We start from the raw sequence: 24,778 nt of genomic DNA, 5'->3' as shown, positions 1-24,778 counted from the left end.
GCGGCGGCCGGGGGTCGGCCGCCGCGCGCGGGCACGGCGCGGCCCCCGCTCAGCGGGGGCCGGCGCGGGTCACTTCTCCAGGGCGGCGGGGTCGAAGTCGACGCGCCGGCCCAGGAAGTGGTTGGCCAGCCAGAACACCACGCCGATGCCGAGCAGCGCCGCGGCGATGGCGTACTCGCGCAGCGGCCGGCCGGTGATGGGCAGCGCGAAGAACACGCAGGTGATCGCGCCGAGCACCGGCGCCCACGTCGGGGCGGTGAAGTGCTGGTGCGCCACCTTCTCCTTGCGCAGCACCAGGACGGCGACGTTGACCACGGCGAACACCATGAGCAGCAGCAGCGAGGTGGTGCCGCCGAGGTCGGCGATCGTCACCGAGCTGACCAGGATGATCGCGATGACGCTGGTGAACAGGATCGACACCCACGGCGTGCGGCGCACGGCGAGCACCGACCCGAACATGCGCGGGATGATGCGCTCGTTGGCCATGCCGTACAGCAGCCGGCTCGCCATGAGCATGTTGATCAGCGCCGTGTTGGTCAGCGCGAACATCGCGATGACGGCGAACGCCGCCGCCGGGAACCACGGCGCCGCGGCCTGCACGACGAGCAGCAGCGGACCGTCGGACCCGGCCAGCAGGTCGGTGGGGACCAGTGTGGAGGTGACGACGGCGATGACCAGGTAGATGACGGCGGTGATGCACAGGCCCATCAGCACCACGCGGGGGAACGTCTTGACCGGGTCCTTGGTCTCCTCGGCCATGTTGACCGAGTCCTCGAACCCGACCATGGCGAAGAACGCCAGGGCGGTGGCGGAGGTGACCGCCAGGAACGGGCCGGAGTCGGAGTTGAACTCCAGCAGGCGCCCGGGGTCGGGGGCCAGCTCCGGGTCGGCGGACCCGCCGAAGATGGCGAGCAGACCGAACACGATCACGATGACCAGGCCGGACACCTCGATGAGGGTCAGGACCATGTTGATCTTGACCGACTCGCTCACGCCGCGCAGGTTGATCCCGGCGAGCACCAGCAGGAAGCCGATCGCGACCAGCCAGCCGGGCGTGCCCGGCCCGACGAGCGCGGTGAGGTAGTCGCCGCTGAAGCCCTGGGCGGCCGACGACGCCGAGGTGATCCCCGAGCACATCACGGCGAACGCCACCATGAACGTCAGGAAGTGCACGCCGAACGCCTTGTGGACGTACAGCGCCGCACCGGCGGCGCGCGGATACTTGCTGACCAGCTCCAGGTAGCTGAACGCGGTCAGGAACGCCACCAGGAACGCCACGAGGAACGGCACCCACAGCGCACCGCCGACACGCCCCGCCACCTGGCCGGTCAGCGAGTACACGGTGGTGCCCAGGATGTCGCCGACGACGAACAGCAGCAGCAGTTTGGGGCCGATGACCCGCTTCAGCGGGGTGCCGTCGGGGCGTTCCTCCACCGGGGCGCCGCGGTCCGGCCGATTCTCTTCACTCACGTCTGACCCTTGTCCATCCTGCTCGTATCGGCTATATCGACCCCGGAAGCGTAGTAGCCCTCTGACGTGGTGTGAACTCACCGGGAGGACCTTGTTCCCGTTTCGGGCGCGTCGCCGCCCGTCGCGACCCCCGGAAACCCCTGCGAACAGGGCGGAACCGGATCCCCACGCATAACCGGAGCGGATCGCGGCAGTGGAAGGGCGTACGCCGCACCCCGGGAACCCGGGGTCCGAACCCCACGTCTGGAGGCGGACATGAGCGCCAGTGAGAAGGGTCAGGCCAAGGGCGAGCAGGCCAAGGGCAAGCTCAAGGAGACGGCCGGCAAGGCGACCGGCAACGAGCGGCTGAAGAACGAGGGCCGCGCCGAGCAGGCCAAGGGCAGCGCCCGCGAGGCCAAGGAGGACGCCAAGGACACCGCGCGCGGCGTCGCCGAGGGACTGCGCGGCGACAAGAAGGGCCCCGGCCCCGACCGCCGCGTCTGACCGGCGCACCCCGCACCACCGGGGGCGGACCCGTACGCGGGTCCGCCCCCGGCGCGCGTCCGCGCCCCGGTCCGCCGTCGGGCGCCGGGGCGGCGCGGCCTCAGCCCAGCCAGGCCGGCAGAGGCTCGCGGGCGGCGCGCCACGCGGGCGGGATCCCGTCGACCCCGACCCGGGCGCCCACGACGCCGCCCGCGATCGCCGCCGTGGTGTCCATGTCGCCGCCGGCGCCCACGCAGCAGCGCACCGCCGCCGCGAGGTCGCGGGCGTGCACCGTCGCCGCCCACAGCGCGAACGGAACGGTGTCCGGGGCGCTGATCCGCGCGCCGTTGCCGAGTTCGCGCGCCGCCTCCCCGGCCGACCGGCCCAGCAGCGCGCGGGCGCTCTCCAGCCCGGCGCGCACCCGCGAGCGCGGTGTGTGGGCGATCGCCGCGTCCAGGGCGGCGGCGGGGTCGGCCGCCGGCTCCCCCGCCGCGGCGGAGGCGGCCGCGGCCACCGCGACCGCGCCGGCGACACCCTCGGGGTGGGTGTGGGTGACCTCGGCCGAACGGGCCGCCTCGGCGGCCGCCCGCGCCGGGTCCCCGGCGTAGTAGCCCCCGAGCGGGGCCACCCGCATGGCGGCCCCGTTGCCGTAGGAGCCGGAGCCGCCGAACTGCTCCGCTGCGGCGGCGCGCCACGGGGCGCCCGCCCGGATGCGCTCCAGCAGCTCCAGCGCGCCGCCGCCGTAGGCGCGCCCCACGTCGAACCGCGCGGCGAACGCCTCGGCGAGCGCGTCCTGGTCGACGCGGCCGTGGCGGAGCAGGACGTCCGCCACCGAGCACGCCATCTCGGTGTCGTCGGTCCACGCCCACGGCGCCGGCGGCAGCGCGTCCGGCGGCAGGCCCTTGCTCTCGGGGCGGAAGAACCGCTGACCGAACGCGTCCCCCACGGACAGGCCCTCCAGGCTCGCCCGCAGCCGGCCGGCGTCGGTGCCCCCGGACGCGGCGGCCGCGCCCGGCGCGTCCGCCGCGCCGCGGGGCGGGGCGGACGCGGCCGGGGGCGGCGGCGGAACGGGGGCCGCTCCGCCCCGCGCCCGGCCGGCGGCGCCGGTCCGGCCGCCGCCGGGCCCGCCGGGGGCGGGCGGGGGCGGGGGGACGGGCGGCCCGCCGTCGGCCAGGCCCGCCTGGTAGCGGCCCCGGTGGCGGGTGGCGCCGTGCTGGCTGGCGTAGGCGGCCTTGGCCGTCCGGTTGGCGTCGCCGTGCAGCGCGGCCGCCGCGAGCGCGTCGAGCTCGGCCACCTGGGCGTCCAGCTCGGGCGCGGCGCCCGCCGGGGCGTCCGCGCCGCCCGGCCGCCGCGCGGCCAGGGCGGCGCGGGCCGCCGCCAGCGTCGCGGCGGCACTGGGCCGGTCGCCGCGCCGCAGCGCCTCGCTCGCCTCGCGCTTGGCGGTCTGCGCCTGCTGGAACGCCAGTTCGGTGCGGACCTCGGGGTCGGGCGCGTGGCCGCCGGCGCCGTCCGCCCCGCCGAGGTCGGCCTCCACCCGCAGCGCCACCGTGTGCGAGGCCAGGGTCGCCGGGTCGGCGTAGCCCACCTCGACCTCCGCGACCGGGACCCGCCCGGTGCCCGCGGTCGGCGGCAGCACGCAGCGCAGCAGGACGCGCCGCCGCTCGCCGCCGTAGAAGTCGCCCAGCTCGACCATGACCGAGCCGTCGGGCATCCGGGTGGCGGGCAGCTCGCCGATCACCGCGACCGCGCCCACCGGCCCGGCCGGGCGCACGCGCAGCGACGCCGCCTGCACGGCCTTGTCGAGCAGGTGGTCGACCTCGCCCGCGATGAGCTGCCCGGCGGTGTCGGCCTCCTCGGCGAACAGGGCGCTGCCCGCCCCGCCGTCGGAGATCGCGCCCAGCAGCGCCTCGTCGTAGCCGAGCCCGTAGCCCAGCGTCGTCGTGGTCACCCCGTGGCCGTAGGCGTCACGGGCGGCCGCGGCCAGCCGGGCGTGGTCGGTGACGCCCTGGTTGGCGTGGCCGTCGCTGATCAGCAGCAGCGTGGCCCCCCGGTCGCCCGAGGCCCGCCGCGCCTCCTGGACGCCGCGCAGCAGCCCGCTGGACAGGTCGGTGCCCCCGCTGGCGCGCAGCGCGCGGATACGGCGGCGCACCGCCTCCTTGTCGGTGAGCGGCCCCGCCGGCACCTCCACCCGGGCCTGGTTGTTGAACGTGACGATCCCCAGGTGGTCGCGGGGGTCGAGCCGGTCGACCAGGTCGAGCAGCGCCCGCACCGCCCCGTCGAGCCGGCCCCCGCCCATCGACCCGCTGCGGTCGAGCACCACCTGGAGGGTGGCGGGCGGGCGGTCGGCGCCCGCCTCCTGGCGGGGGGCGGTGATGTCGAGCAGGGCGACGACGTCGCCGCCCGAGCCCGGGGGGACGTCGGCGAGGTCCAGCCGCGCGGACAGGTGCATAGGGCGCCTCCTTCATCGCTGCGGCGCGGCCCCGGCACCGGCCCGCGTCCGCCGACTCCAGCCAACAGCATGGCTACGACGCGCGGCGGCCCGGCGCGGGTTCCGCCGCCGCACCGCCGCACGACGCCGCACGACGGCGCACCGCCGAACGCACGCCGCCGCCCCCGGCGGGCCGGGGGCGGCGGGTCGGCGGCCGACCGGGCTGCCGGACGGGTGGGCGGTCAGAGGTGGTCGCGCGGGACGGTGGTGTTCCACTCGCGGGAGAACACCCGCTCCGACCCCTCGTAGCCGTCGAGGGTCGCGTGCAGCACGAAGTCGGTGTCCGTGGAGCGCAGCACCGTCCGGGTCTCGGTGCGCACGTCCCAGCCGCCCCGGGTGAACCGCATCGTCCACGCCGTCTCGCCGCGCACCGACGTGAAGTCGTCGGCGACGGAGTCGTAGCGCTCGTAGGCGCGGCGCCCCACGTCGAGCCCGATGTCGTCGTAGCGGACGGTCCCGCCGTCCTTCACGATCTCCAGAGCGGCGCTGTAGTCGACCAGGTCGCGCCAGACCTTCCAGCTCTGCTCGGGCGGCGTCAGCTGCGTGGTGGAGATCGGCGGCGCGCCCTCGGGCTCGCCGAACGGGCGGGCCGGCACCTCGTCGGGCGCCTCGGTCGGCCGCACCGGCAGCGTCAGCGAACTCGACCCGGTGTAGACGGTCAGCAGCACGGGCTCCGGCGCGGGCCAGGCCAGCGGCCAGTACGACGTCGACAGGGACAGCCGCACCCGGTGCCCCGGCGGGAACGCCTGCGCCACCCCGTTGAGCTGGAACTCGGCCTGGTAGCGACGCCCGGGCTCCAGCGGCTCGGGGTCGTCGCGGCCGTCCAGGCGGTTGAGGTTGAGCAGCCCGTAGGTGACGCGCGTGGCGCTGCCGTCGGGCGCGACGTCGGACAGCCGCGCCGCGACCATGGCCACCGGCCGGTCCACCGACAGCTCCAGCCGCACCGTGGGGGCGCCGAGGATCTCCAGGCGCTCGGTCAGCTCGTCGCTGTCGAACACGATCGACCCGCCGTCCTCCTCGCGCTGGTCGTAGGGCAGGTCGGGCGGGGCGTTGTAGGACGCCCACTTGCCGGCGAACTGGCCCACCGACAGCGGGGAGCGCACCGTCAGCGCCGTCTCGGCGACCTCCTCGCCGGGCGCCCCGATGCCGTGCCGCTTCAGCGGGGTGGCGACCTCCTCGATGTGCGGCGAGGGCCACGACGGCTCCCCCACCCAGCGCCCCGGTCGCTCCTCGTAGGCCGTGGACGGGGGCACGCTGTCCTGCATCCACGCCTGGAGCATGGGCCCGTCCATGACCCCGTTGTCCTCGCCCTTGAGCCAGTGGTCCCACCACCGCACCACCTCCTGCAGGTAGCCGATGGCCGGGCCCGGCTGCCCCAGGTGCGGGTACTTGTGCGACCACGGGCCGATGAGCCCCTTGCGCGGCACGTCCAGCCGGGCCAGCAGCCGGGTGACCGGGTTGGAGTAGCCGTCGGCCCACCCGCTGGACGCCAGCACCGGGCACGCCACCGCCGAGTAGTCCTCGCACACCGACGCGTGCCGCCAGTAGTCGTCGCGCCGCTGGTGGCGCAGCCACTCCAGCACCCACGGCTGGGAGCCCTCCAGCCGCTCCCGCCACATCTCCCGCCACCGCTCGCCCACCAGGGCCGGGTCGGGCGGGCACGTCGCGTAGGCGAACATGGTGCCCGACTCGCCCAGGTTGTCCGACAGCAGGCAGCCGCCCATGTAGTGGAAGTCGTCGGCGTAGCGGTCGTCGGTGAACGACGCGATGACGATGGCGCGCAGGCTCGGCGGGCGGCGCGCCGCCACCTGGAGCGCGCTGAACGCCCCCCACGAGATGCCCATCATGCCCGTGGCGCCGTCGCACCAGGGCTGCTCGGCGATCCAGGCCAGGACGTCCTCGGCGTCGCGCTGCTCGATCTCCAGGTACTCGTCGACGAGCACGCCCTCGGACTCGCCGGTCCCCCGCAGGTCGACCCGCACGCAGGCGTAGCCGTGGCCCGCCATGTAGGGCTGGTGGATGGAGTCGCGGACCGAGGTGAGGTCGCGTTTGCGGTAGGGGATGTACTCCAGCACGGCGGGGACGGGTTCGTCGTCGGACGACGCGGGCCGCCAGATGCGGGCGGCCAGCCGGGTGCCGTCCGACATCGGGATCCAGACGTGCTCCTCCTCCTTGACGGAGTACGGCAGCGCGGTGACGGAGCGCATGTGCGCGGTTCCTCCTCTCAGGCGACGCCGTCGAACTCGAAGCGCAGCGCCGCGACGCAGTCGTCGTACTTGCGCCGCATCTCCTCGTGGCTGTCGGCGCCGATGAACACGTGCGCCAGCTCGAAGCTGTAGCTGTCCTGGCCGGGCATGTCGGACAGCCGCTCGCCCTCGGAGGGGACCACGTCGACCCGGACGCCCGGGATGTCGCGCTCGATGTCGGCGATCTCCTCGGCGGTGGGGACCCGTCGGACCACGCCGTCCTCGAACCGACGGTGGTACCACTTGGCGGCCACCTCGTAGGGGCCGGACTGATCGGGCATGTGGGGGTCGCGGCCGAGCGCGAGGCTGAGCATGGCGTGGTGGTTGGGGACGCCGTCGACGAACTCGAACAGCTCGGCGTGGGACTGGGAGTGGCGGGCGTTGATCTCCAGCAGGTTCACCGCGTCGGTGTCGTGGTCGTAGAAGAACTCGATGCTGAAGGTCGCGTTGTCCATGCCGACCTGGGTGATGACCCGCTCGGAGACGTCGCGCAGCCGGTCCACCACCCGCGACGGGAGGGTCGAGGGGTACTGGTGGCGGAGGAAGACCGGGGTGTCCGGGTAGTTGATGGAGTCCAGCGCGCCGTAGACGACCACCTTGCCGTTGTAGACGTAGCCCTCGACGGCGCACTGCTCACCGGTCAGCGCGGCCTCGGCGAGGCATGCCTGCCCGCCCGCCTCGGCGATCTCCCGCGGCAGGTCGACGTGCTCCATGATGTACTCGAACGGGCGGCCGACGCGGCTGACGCCGTCGCGGATGGCGTTCACCGCCTCCGTGAACTCCTTCTCGTCGGTCACCTGGAACGCCAGTTCGGACGAGAACGACTTCACCGGCTTGAGCCACATCGGGAACCCGACCTCGGCGGGCGGCTCCGGGTCGCCGTCCAGGTCCACCAGCGCGAACGCCGGGTGCTCGTCGATGACCTTGCGCTGCTCCAGCCGGCTCCAGTACTTGTGCTCGCACTTGAGCACCGACTCCAGGCTGGTGGCGCGCGTCCCGTACTCCTTGGCGAGGAGGGGGACGATGGTGCTCACCGGGAAGTCCCAGTAGCCGACGATGGCGTCGATGGTGCCGTCGAACGCGTCGAGTTCGGCGCGGGCCTTGTCGAGCAGGGCCGCGATGTCGATCTCGCCGTACTGCAGCTCCTCCACGCCGAGCAGGGGGTGGAAGCGGTAGTCGATCGACTGCGGGACGTCCTTGAGCGTGTCGAGGTTCGTCTCGTCCAGACCGATGACGAAGATGTTGGCCTGCGCCATGTGCACTCCTCCTTGGGGGTTCGTGGGGACCCCGCCCCGCTACCCCCCGTTCGCGCGGTCCAAAACGGGAGGCCCGCGGCGCCCCGGTGCCGGGGCGGGCGCGCGGGGTGCCGGAGGCCCTGCGCGGCGGGCGTGCGGGGCCGCGCGCCGGAGCGCGCGGAACCGCTCGCGGGCCCCGCGGGTTCCCGGCGTTCCGGATGCCCCGATCACCCGTACAACGTAGATTCGCCCGCCCTCATCCTGGTATGTCCGAATGGAGGTGTTACGGTTTGACACATGACGTCGATGTGTAACATCCCGCGCGGGCGGCCCGGGCCGCCCCCCGGCACGGTCCCGGCGCCGTGACGGCGCCCGGGACCTCGCTCAACGCGGAGCGCCGGGCCCGCGAACTCGACGCGCTGCGCCCGGACACCCCGGTCGACCTGCTCGTGGTCGGCGGCGGCGTGACCGGCGCGGGGGTCGCCCTCGACGCGGCGGCGCGCGGCCTGTCGGTCGTCCTGGCCGAACGCGCCGACCTCGCCTCCGGCACGAGCCGGTGGAGCTCCAAGCTGGTCCACGGCGGGCTGCGCTACCTCGCGACCGGCGACGTCGGCCTGGCCCGGGAGAGCGCCGTCGAACGCGGCGTGCTGATGACCCGCACCGCCCCGCACCTGGTGCGCCCGCTGCCGCAGGTGGTGCCGCTGCTGCCCGGGGTGTCCCGGCGGACCGCCGCCGTTGTCGCCGCCGGGTTCGCGGCGGGCGGCGCGCTGCGCGCGGCCGCGCGCACCCCGGCCGCCGTCCTCGGGCCCCCGCGCCGGCTCTCGCCCACCGAGGTGCTGCGCGCCGCGCCCACGGTGCGCCGGGACGGCCTGCGGGGCGGGCTGCTCAACTGGGACGGGCGGCTGACCGACGACGCCCGGCTGGTGGTCGCGCTGGCCCGCACCGCCGCCGGGCTGGGCGCCCGCGTGCTCACCCGCTGCGCGGCCGAGCAGGTCACCGGGCACGGGGCGGTGCTGCGCGACGTCCTGACCGGGGAGCGGCGCGACGTCGCCGCGCGCGCCGTCGTCAACGCCGCCGGGGTGTGGGCGGGCCGGGTCGCCGGGGACATCGCGCTGCGGCCCAGCCGCGGCACCCACCTGGTGTTCCCCCGCGCGGTGTTCGGCGGGCTGGCGGCGGGCCTCACCGTCCCGGTGCCGGGCGAGCGCGGCCGGTTCGTGTTCGCCCTGCCCGCCGAGGACGGCCGGGTGCACGTCGGCCTGACCGACGAGGACGCCGGCACCGACCTGCCCGACGTGCCCGAGGCCGCCGACCACGAGATCGGCTTCCTCCTCGACGTGGCCTCCTCCGTCCTCGCCGTGCCGCTGGACCGCGCCGACCTGCTGGGCACGTTCTCCGGGCTGCGCCCGCTGCTGGACGCGGGGCCCGGCCGCACCGCCGACCTCAGCCGCCGGCACACGGTGCTGACCCGGGCGGACGGCCTGGTCAGCGTCGTCGGCGGCAAGCTGACCACCTACCGGCGGATGGCCGAGGACGCCGTCGACGCCGCCGTGGCGGCCGCCGGCCTCGCCGCCGGACCCTGCCGCACCCGCCGGCTGCCCCTCGTCGGGGCGGCGCCGCGCCCCGCCCTCGCCCGCGTCCCGGCGCCGGCCCGGCTGGTCCACCGGTACGGCACCGAGGCGGTGGCGGTCCTCGCCGAGGGCGGCGGCGACCCCGCCGCGCACGCCCCCGTCGCGGCGGGCACGGCCGCCACGGCGGCGGAGCTGCGGTTCGCGGTGCGCCACGAGGGCGCGCTGGACGCCGCCGACCTGCTCGACCGGCGCACCCGGGTCGGCCTGGACCCGGCGGCGCGCGCCCGCGCCCTGCCGCACGCCCGCGCGGCGCTGGAGGCGGCGGGCGGCGGGTGAGCGGGCGGTCCAGCGGGGGCCGAACGGCCGGGGTCAGCGCACGGGCGCGCCGCGTTCGGCGCGGCGCACCGCGGCCACCGCGGCGGCGATGACCGCGAGCAGCACCGCCAGGCCGAGCCAGACCATGCCCTCGGTGACCACCGGCGGGGCGCTCTCGGCGCCGGGGGTACGGCCGCCGTCGCGCCCGGTCGCGGTGACCGCGAGCAGCACCACCACGACCGCCGCCACCGCGCCGCGCCCGGCCGCCCGCACCGCCACCGGCAGCAGCGGGGTCCGGGCCGCGCCGTGCCGCCGCAGCCGGTCGGCGGGCAGCGCCGGGGCGAGCAGCCGGACCAGGAGCAGCGCCGCGATGGGCAGCTGAAGCGTCCACACCAGGGTGCGGAACCACCCGTCGAACCAGACGTTGGTGCCGTAGAGCAGGGTGTGCCAGACGCTGAGGACGTAGACGGCGATGACGAACCGGTGCAGCGCCCGCCACAGCCGCCCGCCGGTCGACCGGCGCAGGTAGTACGCCAGGCCCAGCGGGATCGCCAGGTAGAAAGCGATCAGGCCGAGCAGGATCGCGACCTGGCCGGTGCCGGTGGCGTAGCCGCCGGGCACGAAGACGTCGACGAACGCCGACCACACGCGTCCGGCCGGGCCCAGGCCGTCCTCGTTGCCGCGCACCAGCTCGGCGAAGAACATGAACGCGTGCCCGAACATCAGCGCGATCGTGGTCAGGCTGGTGGTGCGGTGCCAGCGCTCGACGCGGGCCGCCGGGACCGGCAGCCAGTGGGGGTGCGCGCTCGACCGGACCAGCCCCAGGCCGACGGTCAGCCACGCCCACAGCAGGGCCGACCAGCCGAACGCCTGGCAGAGCCAGTACATCCAGTACGCGCCCGCGTCGGCCAGGTCCGGCATGACGTCGAGCGTCATGGAGGCGCCGGTGTCGACCCGCCGGTAGAGGAGGGCGAAGATGGCCGCGGTGACGACCAGCGCGGCGGAGGCGTCGGGCACCGCGGCCCGGAGGTCGGCCCGCAGCGCGGGGGTGTCGAAGCGCGGCGGGGGCGCGCCGCGCCGCCCGGGTCCGCCCGAGGTCTGCCGAGTTCCCGCCATGCCGCACCGCCCGTCGTCGCCGAACCACCCGGGGAGCCCCGGACGTGGCGGATTCCACGGTGCGGCCGGAAACCCGGGTCCTTTCTACCCCGGCGCCGAGGGGTGCCGGGACTTCCCCCGGGGACAGGTCATGCTGTCCCCGGCGGCGGAGGCGGCCCGGGCGGGGTCAGCCCGCGGGCGGGCCGGAGCGGACGGCGGTGGCGGTGGCCCGCGCGTTGAGGACGACGCCCACCAGCAGCACCAGCAGCCCGGCCAGCGTCCAGGTCAGGCCGAACCACTCGGCCAGCCAGCCGATGACGACCGGGCCGAGCAGGGCGCCCGTGTAGGTCATGGTGGTGAACCGGGACAGCGCTGCGGCGGCCCCGGCGGGGGCGCCCTCGTCTCCCCCGCTGTGGCCGACGGAGCTGAAGATGACCGGCAGCAGCACCGACACCCCGGCGCCGACGACGGCGAAGCCGAGGACGGTCGGCAGCGGGGTCGGGCTGAGGACGACCACCGCCAGCCCCGCGACGGCCAGCGAGCCGCTGACCCGGACCAGGGTCGGCGCGCCGAACCGCGCCTGGAGCCGGTCGCCCACCAACCGCCCGGCGACCTGCAGGACGGTGAAGCAGATGTAGCCCAGCGAGGCGGTCGCCAGCGGGGCGCCGCGGTCCTCGTGCAGCAGGACGCCGCTCCAGGTGCCGATGGCGCCCTCCAGCAGCAGCACCGAGGCGCCCATGACGCCGAACAGCACGACGCGGCGGCTCCACCCGGTCCGCCAGCCGGGCCGGGGCCGGGTGGCGGCCGCCGGGTCGGCGGGGTCGGCGGGCGCGGCGCGGTCGGCCGAGGCGGGCAGCGACCAGCGGCCGGTGACGGCGGCGAGCGCGACGAGCAGCACGGCGAGGACCGCGTAGTGGCGGGTGATCGACCAGTCCGCCCGCATGGCCAGGCCGCCGAGGGTGGAGCCGAGGGCGGCGCCGATGCTCCACGCCGCGTGGCAGCCGTTCATGATCGGCCGCTTCAGGGCGCGTTCGACGGCGACGGCCTGCGCGTTCATGGAGACGTCCAGCAGCCCGTCGACGGCGCCGAAGACGACCAGCACCGCGACGAGGACCAGCGGGTCCGCGGCGAGGCCCAAGCCGATCATGGCCACCGGCAGACCGATGGCGGTGACGCGGGCGATCCAGGCGCTGCCCAGCCGGGCGGTGAGGTCGCCGGCGAGCTGCATGCTGATCATGGCGGCGACCGAGACCGTGGTCAGCAGCACGCCGAGCCGGCCGTCGGTGAGGTCGTGGGCGGCCTTCAGTGACGGCACGCGGACGAAGTAGCTGGCCATCGCGGCGCCGTTGACGAGGAAGACCGCCGTGATGGCCCAGCGGGCGCGTTCGGCCGTCCCGGGCGCGCCCAGGACGCCGGCCAGCGAGCGGGCCCGCGCCCGCGTGCGCGGCTCAGCCACGGCGCACCCCCGCCGGGGCGGCGGGCGCGGCGCGGCGGCGCGCGGACGGCCGCCCGCCGCCATTGCGGCCGAATCCGGCCGCGCCCTTTCCGCGACCGGATCGGGACACGGCGGAAAAACATCCGGTGAATCCCCCGGATTTCCGGGGCGCGGCGGGTTCCCGGAAAATACCGGCGCCCTCTTTACCGCACCGGACGCCGATCATCGTGAATGGCGCGGCACCCCCGCCCGACCATTGTCGATAACGGTCCGTCGCGCGACCGTCGCAGCACGGTGGGCGATCGGTGGTCGGCAACGCCCGGCGCACCGCCGTTCGGGGATTCTGCGTAGTCGGACGATCACCCATCGCAGGCGTGCTCCAGCCGTCTTCCAGCGGCGCCGGGGGCGCCGGAACGTGTGTCCGGACGTGGACCGAGGGTCGCCGCACGTCGATACGGCGGCGGGCACCGCGGCCTGGACGCCGCGGTGCCGAGATTATGACAGCAATTTTTGGGAGCGTTCCCACGGAGGAAGGTATTTGCCTCCGAGAAGCGGTGTCAACTCCTTGCGCGCCATTTTTGGCCTGGGTTAGGGTCGACCGTCCGACACGGATAGGGGGAATCCATGCCCGTCCCTTCCGCCGCACCAAAGGGGCGGCCGCACCGGGCATCGCTGGGCGCCCGGCTGGCCGGCTACGTCGTCCTCGCCCACGACCCCTCGGTGCCCCAGGTCGCCGCCGACTGGTGGGAGATCTGCGCGCCCCACTACCGCTCGGTGGTCGACCCGCTGCGCGCGGCCGCCGAGGGCCACCGCGCGGCCGCCGACCTGGCCGCGCTCGCCGCCGCGCCCGCCGACGGCGCACGTGAACGCGCGCTCGCCGACTCCCTGGACGCCCTGCTGGCCGCCGCCCCGGCCACCGCGGACCGGCTCGCGGACCTCGTCGCCGCCGCCGACCCGCACCTGCTCATCGACTACCACCGGGGCCCCCGCCCGGCCGCCCCGGCGGCGCCCGTCGGCCTCGACACCGTCCTGGGCTGGCCGCCCCGCACCGCCCCGCCCGCCGAGGCGCCCCGGACGGCCGTGGTCATCCCCTTCCGGGACCGCATCGGCGGCGCGCGCACCCGCAACCTGCTGGCCTGCCTGGCCGCGCTGCGCGCCCAGCACCGGCCGCCCGCCGGTGTCGCCGTCACCGTCGTGGAGACCGACGACACCCCCCGCTGGGAGCGGCACATCCGCCCGTGGGCCGACCACTACGTGTTCGCGCCGCACGGCGGCCACTTCAACAAGTCGTGGGCGGTCAACCTCGGGGTCCGCCGCACGCCCGGCGCGCCGGAGTGGGTGTGCGTGCTCGACGCCGACATCCTCGTGGACGACCGCTTCCTGGAGCGCAACCTGGCCCGCGCCGCCGACGGCGGGCTCGCCGCGTTCCTCCCCTACCGGGCCATGCACTGCCTGGACCCCGACTCCTCGCACGCCGCCATCCGGTCCCGGATCGAGCACGGCGCACCCGACGTGCCCGTCGACGCCGTGCGCGCGCTGGTCCTGCGCGAGCCCCCGGGCGCCGTGCTGTGGGCCCGCGCCGACGTGCTGCACCGCATCGGCGGGTTCGACGAGCGGTTCCAGGGGTGGGGCGGCGAGGACGACGACGTCGTGGCGCGGCTGTCCGCCGCCGGACGGCTCGACCGCTTCGACGACCCGCTGCTGCACCTAGCGCACCCCCGCCCGCAGATGACCCTCGACGGCGCCCCGTTCAACGCCGGCGTCACCCCGGGCGGGTGGCGGCCGGGCGACCGCTACGGCCTGCCCGACGGCCCGGCCGCCGCCCGCGCGGGAGGGCGGCCGTGAACGGGCCCGCCGCCGGCGGCGGGCTGTCGGTCTACGCCACGCGCACCTCGGTCGCCCAGGGCCAGACCCTGCTGTTCCGGCTCGACGGCGCCACCGCCGGGCGCGTCCGCGTCCGCGACACCGTGACCGGCGCGGACGTGGCGGAGTTCGACGTCACCGCGCCCGAATGGAAGCTCGACGTGCCGGCCGAGTGGCCCAGCTCGCTGTACGCCGCCCGGTTCTCCCCCGGCGGCCAGGAGGCGTACTTCGCGGTGCGCACGGCCCGGCCCGGCGCGGACAGCCCGATCCTGGTCGCGGTGCCGTTCCTGACCTGGCAGGCGTACAACGGGGCGGGCGTCCCCGGCGCCGGGCTGTACCCGGCCGAGGGCCCCGACCGCGCGCTGCGGGTCAGCTTCGACCGCCCCGGCGGCGGGCCGGCCGGGCACTGGGAGGACCGCTTCTACCGGTGGCTGGCCGAGCAGGGCCGGCGCGTCGAGTACTGCTCCAACGTCGACCTGCACGCCGACCCGGGCCTGGTGGGCCACTACCGGATGCTGGTGTGCGCGGGCCACGACGAGTACTGGACCGCCGAGATGCGCGACTCCGTCGAGGCGTTCGTCGCCGCCGGGGGCAACGCCGCCTTCTTCTGCGGCAACACGTGCTGGTGGCAGGTGCGGCTGGAGGACGGCGAGCGGACCCTGGTCTGCTACCGCGACGCGCTCAGCGACCCGCTGGCCGCCACCGACCCGGCGCGCACCACCGTCGAGTGGTCGAGCGCGCCCGTGCACCGGCCCGAGAACACCCTGCTGGGGGTGAGCTTCCGCAACGGGGCCGGATGCTGGGAGGACATGTCGGTCATGCGGCACGCCGCCTACACCGTGGCGTTCGCCGACCACTGGGTCTACGCGGGCACCGGGCTGCGCGACGGCGACACGTTCGGGCGCGGCGCGGTGGGCTACGAGACCGACGCCGCCGACGTCCGCGAGGTCGACGGCGTCCCGCTGGCCACCGGCGCCGACGGCACCAGCCGCGACTTCACCGTCCTGGCGGCGGCCGACCTGCGCCACTGGAGCCGCTACGGCAAGGGCGGGCGCGCCACCATGGGCGTGCTGCGCACGGGCCGGGGCACCGTGTTCAACGCGGCGACGGTGGGCTGGGCCGACGCGCTGGACGACCCGGTCGTCTCGCGCATCACCGCCAACGTCCTGGACCGGCTGGGCGGCGCGGCCCCGGAGTGGGAGCCCATGGGCGCCGCACCGGTGCGGCCGGTGGCGCTGGCCGCGTGCGAGGGGCGGCTGTTCGCCGCCGCCCCCGACGGCACCCTGTGGACCCGTCTCGACCGCACCCAGAACCTGCCGTGGCGGCCGCTCGGCCCGGCTCCCGGGCTGGTGGCGCTGTCCGCGCCCGGCGCGGCGGTGCCCGGGTGCCCCGTCGGGCTGTACGGCCTGTTCGCCGACGGCCGGGTGCGGCTGCGCCCGCCGGCCCCCGGGCCCGCCGACTGGACCGACCTGTACCCCGCCCCCTCCGGCGCCGTCGACCTGCACCCGGTGGACGAGCACCTGTACGTGCTCACCGGCGACGGGCGGCTGTGGCGCCGCCCGCTGGCGGCGGCCGGCGACGCCGCCTGGTCCCCGCACGGCGACGCCGCGGGGCTGACCGCCCTCACCGGCATGAACGGGCGGCTGTTCGCGGTCGGCGGCGACGGCGTCCTGCGCACCCGCCGGCCCGGCGACACCGGGTGGACCGACCTGTGCGCCGCGCCCGGCCTGGCCGTGCTCACCGCCGTCGCGGGCCGGATCACCGGCGCCACCGCCGACGGCGGGCTGTCCTGGCGCGACGTCACGACCATGACCGGCGCGCCGCCCGCCCGCCCGGAGGCGTCTTTGTGACCCTGGGGCGGCGGACCCGTGCCGCGGGTCCGCCGCCGGACGCCCCGCCGCGCCCGGCGGGGCGGCGGCGCCGCGTGCCCGCCGCCGGACACGCCCGGTACCGGACCGGTCACCGGGCCCACCGGGCGCGCACCCCCGCGCGCCCGGCCGCTCACGAGAGGAGCCGCCATGCAGGACACCGTCGCCATCCCGGCCTTCCCGGCGCCGCTGCGCTGGACCACCCCGCCCGAGGACTGGTCCGTGGAGGGCGAGGACACGCTCGTCGTCTCCGCGGGCGGCGGGACCGACCTGTTCACCGACCCCGACGGCAGCGCCCGGTTCGCCAACGCGCCCGCCCTGGTGGGCCGGGTCGAGGGCGACTTCTCACTGAGCGCGCGGGTGCGGCTCGACCTCGCCTCCACCTACGACGCCGCCGTGCTGCTGCTGTGGGCGGGCGCGGACACCTGGGCGAAGTTCTGCCTGGAGGCGTCGCCGCAGGGGCGGCCGACGATCGTGTCGGTGGTCAACCGGGGCGTCTCCGACGACTGCAACTCCTTCGCGGTCGACGGCGGTGACGTCCGGCTGCGCATCAGCCGCCTCGGCCCGGCGTACGCGTTCCACGTGCGGGCGGACGGCGACTTCTGGCACCTCGTCCGCTACTTCGCGCTGGACGGCGACCCGGAGGTGGGCTTCCTCGCCCAGAGCCCGACGGGCGAGGGGCGCACCGTCCGCTTCGAGGAGATCGCGTTCACCCCGACCCGCCTGGCCGACCTGCGCGGCGGCACCTGACCGGAGCGGGGGCCGGCCCGCCGGGCCGGCCCCCGCGGGCCACCGGATCAGCGAGCGGCCCGGGGCGGCGCGCGCCGATCCGCGCGGGGCGGGGGGTCATCCGGAACCACCAGGGTCGGCGGTGTCCCCCGGTCCGGCGGGCACCGCCGCACCGAGCAGGCCGGCCAGCCGCCGGACGCGGTCGACCAGCTCCGGCGGCTCGTGGACCTCGAACGGATGCCCGGACAACCCGACGTACAGCGCCAGTTCGTCCAGCGAGTCGGAGCCGGCGCGCAGCGTGCAGCTGTGCTCGTCGACCGCCTCCAGGACGCCGACGGTCGGCGGGATGGTGTCCGCCGCGACGTGGACCGGCACGTGCAGGGTGAACCGGCCCCGGTACCGGTAGGCGCCGGTGGTGATCCCGTAGGCGGTGGCGGCGGCCACGCCGGTCTCGGGCGGTTCGCGCGGGGTGAACCGGGGCCCGTTGGGGGTGCGCGGGCGGAGCCGGTCGACGCGGAAGGTCCGCCAGTCGGCGCGGTCGACGTCCCACGCGACCAGGTACCACCGCGCCCCGGCGTGCACCAGCCGGTGCGGCTCGGCGCGGCGCCGCCCCGTCGTGCCGTCGTGGGCGGTGTAGTCGAAGCGCACCTGCTCGTTGCGGCGGCAGGCGGCGGCCAGCGCGGTCAGCACCTCGGGGTCGGCGCCGGGCGCGCCCGACGACAGGGTGACCGTGGCCTCGTTCAGCGTGGTGACGCGGTGCCGCAACCGGGCGGGCAGCACCTGCTCCAGCTTGGCCAGCGCCCGCACCGAGCTCTCCTCGATCCCGGCCACCCCGCCCCCGGCGGCGGCGCGCAGACCGACCGCGACCGCCACCGCCTCGTCGTCGTCCAGCAGCAGCGGGGGCAGCCGCGCCCCCGCGCCGAGGCGGTACCCGGCGATCCCCGGGCGGGACTCCACCGGGTAGCCGAGGTCGCGCAACCGGGCGACGTCGCGGCGGACGGTGCGCACGTCCACGCCGAGGCGGCGGGCGAGGTCGGTCCCGCTGTGGTCGCCGGGGACCTGGAGAACGGACAGGAGCCGGAGCAGCCGGGCGGAGGTGTCCCACATACCGCCGATTCTCCTCTGCACCTAGGACGGACCCTGTCCTGGGTGGAGCCTACCGTCCCGGTCATGAGCGAAACCGACATCCGCCCCTTCCGCCTCGACGTCCCGCAGGCGGAACTCGACGACCTGCGCGCCCGCATCGGCGCCACCCGCTGGCCCGCGCCGCTGCCCGGCGACGACTGGGACACCGGGGTCCCCACCGGGTGGCTGCGCGGGCTGGCGGAGTACTGGCGCGACGGCTACGACTGGCGGCGGGCCGAGCGGGAGCTGAACGCGTTCCCGCAGTTCACGACGGTCATCGACGGACAGCGCGTGCACTTCCTGCACGTCCGGTCGCCCGAGGCGGACGCGCTGCCGCTCGTCCTCACCCACGGCTGGCCGGGGTCCGTGGTGGAGTTCCTCGACCTCATCGGCCCGCTGACCGACCCGGCCGCCCACGGCGGTGACCCCGCCGACGCCTTCCACGTCGTCGTGCCGTCCCTGCCCGGGTACGGGCTGTCCGGCCCGGTGGCGGAACCCGGCTGGGACACCGCCCGCGTGGCGCGGGCGTGGGACGAGCTGATGCGGCGCCTGGGCCACGAGCGCTACGGCGCGCAGGGCGGCGACATGGGCGCGGCCGTCAGCGCCGACCTCGGGCGCGCCGCCCCCGACCGGGTGGTGGGCGTGCACCTCAACGGCCCGGGGCCGATCCCGGAGATCCCGCTGCCCGAGGAGGAACTGGCCTCGCTCACCGACCTGGAGCGCGACCGGATCCGCCGCATCGAGGCGTTCATGTCGGAGGAGTTCGGCTACATCGCCGTGCAGTCGACCCGCCCGCAGACCCTTGCCTACGGACTCACCGACTCCCCGGTCGGCCAGCTCGCCTGGATCATGGACAAGTTCCAGGCGTGGACCCACCCGCGCGCGGCGCTGCCGGACGAGGTGCTCGACCGCGACCGGCTGCTCACCAACGTGATGCTGTACTGGCTCACGGGCACCGCCGGGACCTCCGCCTACAACGGGTACGCCCAGCAGTCGGCGTGGGGCGCCGCGCCCGAGGACTCGGGGGTGCCCACGGCGGCCCTGGTGCTCGCCCACGACGTCGGTATCCGCCGCTACACCGAGCGCGAGAACACCGTCGTCCGCTGGACCGACGTCGACCGCGGCGGCCACTTCGCCGCCCTGGAGGAACCCGCCCTCCTCACCGCCGACGTCCGCGCGTTCTTCCGCGGCCTGCGGTAGCCCGCCGACGGCCGCGATGGGCGGGGGGAGATCGCGACCGGAGCCCGACGCGCCGTTCTCACCTGGGGTTATGGCCGGGTCGGATGTGCCAGCATCTCCCCATGACCGCACTCGCCTCGCGGCCGAGGGCCGCCGTGCAGTGGTGTGCCCTGGTGGTGTCGGCGGCCCTGCTCATCGCCGTCGCGCTGGCCGCCGACCCGGTGACCCCCGACCCCGCGCGCACCCCGCCGATCGACGCCCCCGCCCTCGATGCCCCGGCACCGCCCACCGCCGTCGCCGCCTGACCCGCGAATATCGGGCGCACGGGCGGTGCCGCCACGCCCCGCACCCGGGCATCCGGCCGGGCGCCGGTCGCACCGACCCGCCCATCCCGGCCCCACGCGCGGCGCCCGCGAGGTCGGTGGGGACGTCGGCCCGAGGCCGGTGCGGAGGGCGACGCGGGGGAGGGCCGGTGGGCGGAACCGGTGGGGCGCCGGGCCGTCCTCACCGCGTCGATCAAGGGCGCGCGTCACCCGGTGGCCGCCCGGCCCGCCACGCGCGCGTCACCCAGGCCCCACCCGGCCGTACGCCGGGCGGGGCCTTCGCCTGCCCACCACCCGCGTCATGCGGCGGTGGTCCGGCCCGCCGTGTGCGGGCGGGTGCGGTGGCCGCCCAGGAGGACGTGCAGCAGCGCGGCCGCCACGTGCAGGGCGGCGGCGAGCGCCAGGCACAGGAAGGGGGACCGGTCGGCCAGCGGGCCGGCGGCGGCCGTGACGGCGGCCAGCGCGCCGATCTTGGCGCTCGCGCCCGTGGTGAACACCTGGGCGCGCAGGCGCGGCGGGGCGTCGCGGTGGCGGACGGCGAACACCGCCGTCAGCAGTGGGCCCTCGGCGGCGCCGGCCACGGCGGTCCCGATCAGCACCGCATCCAGCCCGCCGGTCGCGGCCGCCGCCATACCCGCCGCCTGCGCCGCCACGCAGGCCAGGACGACCGCCTCCGGCCGGGCGCGCGGCGGCCACCGCGCGCACACCAGGTTCGCGACCAGCGCGCACGCCGCCGACCCGGCCAGCAGGAACGCCCCGTTCTCCGCTCCGCCCAGGACCCGCGCCCCGACCAGGGGCGCCGCGACCACCATCGCACCGGTCCCGGCGATCGCCACCGCCGACACCACGGTCACCCGCAGCAGCGCGGGCACCGCGACCACGGCCCGCACCCCGTCGCCGACCTCCCGGGCGAACCCCCGCGCCCCGGTGGCGGCCGCCGCCCGCCGCGCCGGGCCTTCGGGGTCCGCGACGGAGTCCGTCGGCCGGGGAGGGGCGGCGGGGAGGGTGAGGGCCGCGCAGGCGGCCAGGGCCACGAGGGCGGCGGCGAGGGCGACCGCCGCCGGGGCGCCCGCCGCTGTCGCCATTAGGCCGGTGAGCGCCGGGCCGACCAGTCCGGCCGCGCCGAAGGTCATCGCGTCCAGCGTGGCGACGCGGGCGACCCGGGCCGGCGGCACCACGTGCGGCAGCTGCGCGGTCCACCCGCCCGACAGCGCCGGCACCGCCAGGCCCGCCACCAGGGCGGCGCCGAGCACGAACGGTGTCGGCACCCGGCCGAGCGCCGCGCCCGCGACCGCCATCCCCGCCGCATAGCCCAGCAGCCCCACCGCGATGGTCCGGCCCGGCCGCGCGGCGCGGTCGAGCAGGGCGCCGACGACCGGCCCGCCCACCGCCGCGGCCGCCGTCAGCGCGGCGAGCAGCGCCGCCCCCGGCGCCGCCGATCCGGTGGCGGCCACCCCGAGCAGCAGCAGCGCGGGCCCCGCCGCCTCGTCGCCGGTGCGGGCGGCCAGCGCACCCGCCAGGTATCCGGCGGTCCGGACGCGTTCCCCCATGGCGCGCGACGCTACCCGGGTAACGGCACAACGGGAAAGAGGCGTTACGGGGTGGGCCCATGACGCGCGGCACCCCCGGGTAACGACACAACGGAGCAGAGGCGTCATGGGGTCGCCCATGGCGCGCGACGCCACCCGGTAACGGCATGACCTGAAAGAGGCGTTACGGTGGGCGCATGCCGCAGAACGCGATAGCCGGCCGCTCGGTGCGCGCCATCGCCGCCCGCACCGCCGATCTGGCGAACCTCGTCCGCGACCCCGCCTGCACGCCCGGAGACGTCGCCGCCGTCCTGCGTAACCACGGCGAGACCGATCCGCACATCACCCCGTCCGACGTCGCCGACCTGCGCACCGCCGCCGAGCGCCTGCGCGCCGTCCTGACCGCCCCCGACGCCGACGGCGCCGCCGCGGCGGTCAACCGCCTGCTCGCCGCCACCGCGCATCCGCCCCGGCTGACCAGCCACGGGGGCACCACGCACTGGCACCTCCACGTGGACACCCACGACGACGCCCCGTGGGCGGAGTGGTTCACGACGTCGGCCTGCCTGGTGTTCGCGCTGCTCATCACCGACCGGCAGCGGCCGCCCGGCGGGGTGTGCGCGTCGCCGTCGTGCGGGTTGGTCTTCGTCGACGCGGGCAGTGGGAGCCCGCGCCGCTACTGCTCGCGCCGGTGCGCGACGCGCGAGCGGGTCGCCGCCCACCGCGTCCGCACCCGCGGCTGACCCGCGCGCGGCCGCCGGGACCGAACGCCGGGGCCGCCCGGGGGATTCCCGCCGCGCCGGTTCCGGCCACCACCGGAATCGGCGGCGCGCGGCGGGCGCTGTCGCTCGTACGGGCGGCCACCGGGCCGCCCCCGAAGGAGAGGAGGACCGCCCATGCCGGTCGATGAGGCGGTGGAACGCGCGCTCGTCGTCATGGCCCACCCCGACGACGTCGACTTCGGGTGCGCCGGGACCGTGGCGCTGTGGACGGACGCGGGGACCGAGGTGACCTACCTGATGGTCACCGACGGCGAGGCGGGGGGCGACGAGCGCTCCACGACCACCGAGGAGACCGCCGAGCTGCGCCGCGCGGAGCAGCGCAAGGCGGCCGCCGCCGTGGGCGTCACCGACGTCCGCTTCCTCGGCCGCCCCGACGGGCGGGTGCTGCCGACGCTGGACCTGCGCCGCGACATCGCCCGCGTCATCCGCCAGGTGCGCCCGCAGCGGGTCGTCATCCCCAGCCCCGAACGGGACTGGTCGGCCATCGCGCCGAGCCACCCCGACCACCTCGCCACCGGCGAGGCCGGGATCAACGCCGTCTACCCGGACGCGCGCAACCCGCACGCCCACCCGGAACTGCTCGCCGAGGGCCTGCGCCCGTGGTCCGTACCGGAGGTGTGGGTGGTCCACCCGCCGGGCGCCGACCACTACACCGACGTCACCGACGTGATCGACCGCAAGTTCACCGCGCTCGCCGCGCACGCCAGCCAGATCGCCGACGTCGCCGCGCTGGAGGCGGACCTGCGGGGGTGGCACGCCGCCAACGCCGCGCGCGGCGGCCTGCCCGAGGGGCGGCTGGCCGAGGCGTTCCGGGTCGTCGACACCCGCTGATCCGGGCGGGCGCCGCACGATAATCGTGGGGGTAGTGGGGAGGATGTCCCCGACCGCACGACCGACAGGAGGAGCCACGTGGCCCAGCCGCCATCCCCGTACGACTTCCTTCCGGACCTTCCGGTGTTCACGGTGACCAGCGACGACGTCGCCGACGGCCGCCCCCTGCCCCGCGCCCAGGTCAGCGGGATGATGGGCGCCGGAGGCGAGGACGTCTCCCCGCACCTGGCCTGGAGCGGGTTCCCCGAGGGCACCCGGGGGTTCGCGGTCACCTGCTTCGACCCCGACGCCCCCACGGCCAGCGGCTTCTGGCACTGGGCGGTCTGCGACATCCCCGCCGACGTCGCGGAGCTGCCCACCGGAGCGGGCGACGACGCCGGCTCGGGGCTGCCCCCGGGCGCGATCACGCTGCGCAACGACGCCGGGGGCCGCCGGTACGTCGGCGCCGCGCCGCCGGCCGGGCACGGCCCGCACCGCTACATGTTCGCGGTGCACGCCCTGGACGTGCCGACGCTGGGCATCGACGACACCGCCAGCCCGGCGTACCTCGGCTTCAACCTGTTCTCGCACGCCATCGCGCGGGCGGTCATCGCCCCGGTGTACGAGGTCGCGTAGCGCGGCCGTCCCGCGACGCGCCCCGGAGGGCCGCCCGCCGGTTCGGCGGGCGGCCCGCACCCTTGCCCGCTCCCCTCACCTCACATATCGTGTGTTCGAATTCGCAACTTCCGAACACGGAACGAGTGTGATCACACATGGCCTCCCGCGACGGCGCCCCCTCCACCGTCCTGTTCGACTACGGCGAGGTGCTCTCCCTGCCGCCCTCCCCCGAGGCGCGGGCCGAACTGGAGCGCCTGTCCGGGGCGCCCGAGGCCGACTTCTGGGCCGCGTACTGGGCCGAGCGCCGCGCCTACGACCGCGGCTGCGCCGCCCGCGACTACTGGGACGGCGTCGCCGGGCGGCTGGGCGCCGCCTGGGACTCCGCCACCCGGCACGCCCTGTGGGCGACCGACGTCGGCTCCTGGCTGCACCTGGCCGAGGCGAGCGCCGCCCTGCTCGACCGGCTGGCCGCCCGCGGGACCCGGCTCGCCCTGCTGTCCAACGCCCCGCACGACATCGCCGGCGCGCTCCGCCACTCCCCCGCCCTCGCCCCGTTCGACCGGCTCTTCTTCAGCTGCGACCTGGCCGCCTGCAAGCCCGAACCCGCCGTGTACACGCACGTCCTCACCGAACTCGGGACCCCGGCGGCGGACGTGGTGTTCGTGGACGACCGCGAGGAGAACGTGCTCGCCGCCAAGCTGCTCGGCATCGACACCCACCACTACGCCGGCCCCGAAGGGCTGGACGCCTTCCTCACCGAGCGGCTCGGCCCGATGTGACCCCGGCGCCGCCTCAGGGGCCACCCCGAGGCGCCCCCGGCCCCGGTGTCGTCCGAAAGGAGTACCGGGGACCGCCCGGCGGGAGGAGGCCGCCGCGCGGCGCGGCCCGTAGGCTCGGAGGCACCGAGACCACAGGAGGGTGGACGTGGCGACCGAACTGACCCCGCAGCCGGGCATGCGCGCCTCCGACGCCGACCGCGACGCCACCGCCCAGCGCCTCGCGACCGCGCTGTCCGAGGGCCGTCTCGACCTGGCCGAGTACGACCATCGGCTCAACGCCGCGCTGGCGGCCACCACCATCGGCGACCTCGTCCCCATCACGGCCGACCTGCCGGCCCCGGGCGGGGCGGCCGGCCCCGCGGCCGACTCCGGCCCGGTCGACCTCGCCGCGAACGCCCCGGCCGCGCCCGCCTCCGAATGGCGGAAGTGGTTCGACGAGTGGCGGCACTGGCTCGGCGGCTCGGTCATCATGATCGGCATCTGGGGCACCACCAGCTTCGCCGGCGGCGAGCTGCAGCCGTTCTGGCCGCTCATCCCCATCGGCATCTGGGCGGCCGTCATCGTCGCCATGGTGTTCTTCCCCGGCGACGACTGACCCCCGCGCCGCCGGTCACAGGAGTGTGCCCGGCAGGTGCCTTTTGTGCCGCGCGTTCCCGGCGTATCGTTGGTCTCCCATCAACGTGCGGCAGGGGGGTGGGCGTGGAGGACGAACGCGTCCCGGAGAGCCGTATGCGCGCCTCGGACGCCGATCGCGACGCCTGCGCCGAGCGCCTCGCCATCGCCCTCCAAGAGGGCCGGCTCGACCTCGCCGAATACGAGCGCCGCCTCGACACCGCCATGCGCGCCGTCGTCCTGGGCG

Annotated in this window: 21 protein-coding genes; 13 read left to right on the top strand and 8 right to left on the bottom strand. The window is 76.5% G+C overall.

What is annotated here, in order from left to right; all coding sequences use genetic code 11:
- Positions 1 to 69: 69 nt before the first annotated feature.
- The gene (locus NT8_RS16030) at positions 70 to 1,470 is read right to left on the bottom strand and encodes an APC family permease (protein ID WP_084468993.1); all 1,401 of its coding nucleotides are present in this window, start codon (positions 1,468 to 1,470) and stop codon (positions 70 to 72) included.
- 255 nt (positions 1,471 to 1,725) lie between these two features.
- On the opposite strand from NT8_RS16030, the gene NT8_RS16025 reads away from it, so the two are divergent.
- The gene (locus NT8_RS16025) at positions 1,726 to 1,953 is read left to right on the top strand and encodes a CsbD family protein (protein WP_067970090.1); all 228 of its coding nucleotides are present in this window, start codon (positions 1,726 to 1,728) and stop codon (positions 1,951 to 1,953) included.
- 100 nt (positions 1,954 to 2,053) lie between these two features.
- Here the strand turns inward: NT8_RS16025 and NT8_RS16020 are convergent, their stop codons facing one another.
- From NT8_RS16020 to NT8_RS16010, 3 genes are all read right to left on the bottom strand, one after another.
- Entirely contained in the window at positions 2,054 to 4,381 is a 2,328-nt protein-coding gene (locus tag NT8_RS16020) for an ADP-ribosylglycohydrolase family protein (RefSeq protein WP_067970087.1), read from the bottom strand.
- Positions 4,382 to 4,602: 221 nt separating this feature from the next.
- Positions 4,603 to 6,627 (bottom strand): CocE/NonD family hydrolase, encoded by a 2,025-nt coding sequence (locus tag NT8_RS16015; protein WP_067970084.1) that lies wholly within the window; start codon positions 6,625 to 6,627, stop codon positions 4,603 to 4,605.
- Positions 6,628 to 6,644: 17 nt separating this feature from the next.
- Entirely contained in the window at positions 6,645 to 7,922 is a 1,278-nt protein-coding gene (locus NT8_RS16010; protein ID WP_067970082.1) for an ATP-grasp domain-containing protein, read from the bottom strand.
- Positions 7,923 to 8,263: 341 nt separating this feature from the next.
- Between NT8_RS16010 and NT8_RS16005 the strand changes: the two genes are divergently transcribed.
- The gene (locus NT8_RS16005; RefSeq protein ID WP_067970080.1) at positions 8,264 to 9,805 is read left to right on the top strand and encodes a glycerol-3-phosphate dehydrogenase/oxidase; all 1,542 of its coding nucleotides are present in this window, start codon (positions 8,264 to 8,266) and stop codon (positions 9,803 to 9,805) included.
- A 33-nt stretch (positions 9,806 to 9,838) separates the two neighbouring features.
- On the opposite strand, the gene NT8_RS16000 is transcribed toward NT8_RS16005, so the two are convergent.
- Positions 9,839 to 10,900 (bottom strand): ferric reductase-like transmembrane domain-containing protein, encoded by a 1,062-nt coding sequence (locus NT8_RS16000; protein ID WP_067970077.1) that lies wholly within the window; start codon positions 10,898 to 10,900, stop codon positions 9,839 to 9,841.
- A gap of 166 nt (positions 10,901 to 11,066) precedes the next feature.
- The gene (locus NT8_RS15995; protein WP_157515849.1) at positions 11,067 to 12,335 is read right to left on the bottom strand and encodes an MFS transporter; all 1,269 of its coding nucleotides are present in this window, start codon (positions 12,333 to 12,335) and stop codon (positions 11,067 to 11,069) included.
- Between the two features lie 603 nt (positions 12,336 to 12,938).
- On the opposite strand from NT8_RS15995, the gene NT8_RS15990 reads away from it, so the two are divergent.
- The 3 genes from NT8_RS15990 (at position 12,939) to NT8_RS15980 (ending at position 16,795) form a co-directional block, all read left to right on the top strand.
- Complete coding sequence (locus NT8_RS15990) at positions 12,939 to 14,159, top strand: galactosyltransferase-related protein (protein WP_067970069.1); 1,221 nt, start codon at positions 12,939 to 12,941, stop codon at positions 14,157 to 14,159.
- Entirely contained in the window at positions 14,156 to 16,027 is a 1,872-nt protein-coding gene (locus NT8_RS15985) for a N,N-dimethylformamidase beta subunit family domain-containing protein (protein WP_084468992.1), read from the top strand. Before NT8_RS15990 ends, NT8_RS15985 begins: the two co-directional genes overlap by 4 nt.
- Before the next feature lie 168 nt (positions 16,028 to 16,195).
- Positions 16,196 to 16,795, top strand: a complete 600-nt coding sequence (locus tag NT8_RS15980) for a DUF1349 domain-containing protein (RefSeq protein WP_067970066.1) — start codon at positions 16,196 to 16,198, stop codon at positions 16,793 to 16,795.
- Between the two features lie 96 nt (positions 16,796 to 16,891).
- On the opposite strand, the gene NT8_RS15975 is transcribed toward NT8_RS15980, so the two are convergent.
- The gene (locus NT8_RS15975) at positions 16,892 to 17,881 is read right to left on the bottom strand and encodes a helix-turn-helix transcriptional regulator (protein ID WP_067970064.1); all 990 of its coding nucleotides are present in this window, start codon (positions 17,879 to 17,881) and stop codon (positions 16,892 to 16,894) included.
- 63 nt (positions 17,882 to 17,944) lie between these two features.
- Here NT8_RS15975 and NT8_RS15970 point away from each other — a divergent pair, with 63 nt between their 5' ends.
- Positions 17,945 to 19,099, top strand: a complete 1,155-nt coding sequence (locus tag NT8_RS15970) for an epoxide hydrolase family protein (RefSeq protein ID WP_067970061.1) — start codon at positions 17,945 to 17,947, stop codon at positions 19,097 to 19,099.
- 101 nt (positions 19,100 to 19,200) lie between these two features.
- Positions 19,201 to 19,383, top strand: coding sequence for a hypothetical protein (locus NT8_RS29375; protein ID WP_157515848.1), 183 nt, complete (start codon positions 19,201 to 19,203; stop codon positions 19,381 to 19,383).
- A gap of 317 nt (positions 19,384 to 19,700) precedes the next feature.
- Here NT8_RS29375 and NT8_RS15965 read toward each other — a convergent pair whose 3' ends face one another.
- Entirely contained in the window at positions 19,701 to 20,951 is a 1,251-nt protein-coding gene (locus NT8_RS15965; protein ID WP_067970060.1) for an MFS transporter, read from the bottom strand.
- A gap of 176 nt (positions 20,952 to 21,127) precedes the next feature.
- On the opposite strand from NT8_RS15965, the gene NT8_RS15960 reads away from it, so the two are divergent.
- The 6 genes from NT8_RS15960 to NT8_RS28710 all read left to right on the top strand — a co-directional run.
- On the top strand, positions 21,128 to 21,673 hold the full coding sequence (locus tag NT8_RS15960; protein WP_067970057.1) for a CGNR zinc finger domain-containing protein: 546 nt from the start codon (positions 21,128 to 21,130) through the stop codon (positions 21,671 to 21,673).
- 153 nt (positions 21,674 to 21,826) lie between these two features.
- Entirely contained in the window at positions 21,827 to 22,543 is a 717-nt protein-coding gene (locus tag NT8_RS15955; protein ID WP_067970054.1) for a PIG-L deacetylase family protein, read from the top strand.
- A gap of 78 nt (positions 22,544 to 22,621) precedes the next feature.
- Positions 22,622 to 23,158 (top strand): YbhB/YbcL family Raf kinase inhibitor-like protein, encoded by a 537-nt coding sequence (locus tag NT8_RS15950; protein ID WP_067970051.1) that lies wholly within the window; start codon positions 22,622 to 22,624, stop codon positions 23,156 to 23,158.
- A 137-nt stretch (positions 23,159 to 23,295) separates the two neighbouring features.
- Positions 23,296 to 23,919, top strand: coding sequence for an HAD family hydrolase (locus tag NT8_RS15945; protein ID WP_067970048.1), 624 nt, complete (start codon positions 23,296 to 23,298; stop codon positions 23,917 to 23,919).
- A gap of 175 nt (positions 23,920 to 24,094) precedes the next feature.
- Positions 24,095 to 24,514, top strand: a complete 420-nt coding sequence (locus NT8_RS15940; RefSeq protein WP_067970095.1) for a DUF1707 SHOCT-like domain-containing protein — start codon at positions 24,095 to 24,097, stop codon at positions 24,512 to 24,514.
- Positions 24,515 to 24,648: 134 nt separating this feature from the next.
- The coding region (locus NT8_RS28710; protein ID WP_157515850.1) for a DUF1707 SHOCT-like domain-containing protein at positions 24,649 to 24,778 on the top strand (130 nt) is incomplete at its 3' end.

This window comes from Nocardiopsis trehalosi NBRC 14201 (assembly GCF_001552555.1).
GTDB classification, from domain to species: Bacteria; Actinomycetota; Actinomycetes; order Streptosporangiales; family Streptosporangiaceae; genus Nocardiopsis_B; species Nocardiopsis_B trehalosi.
Note: the sequence above shows the minus strand (reverse complement) of the source record. Positions and strands in the feature narration are given on the sequence as shown.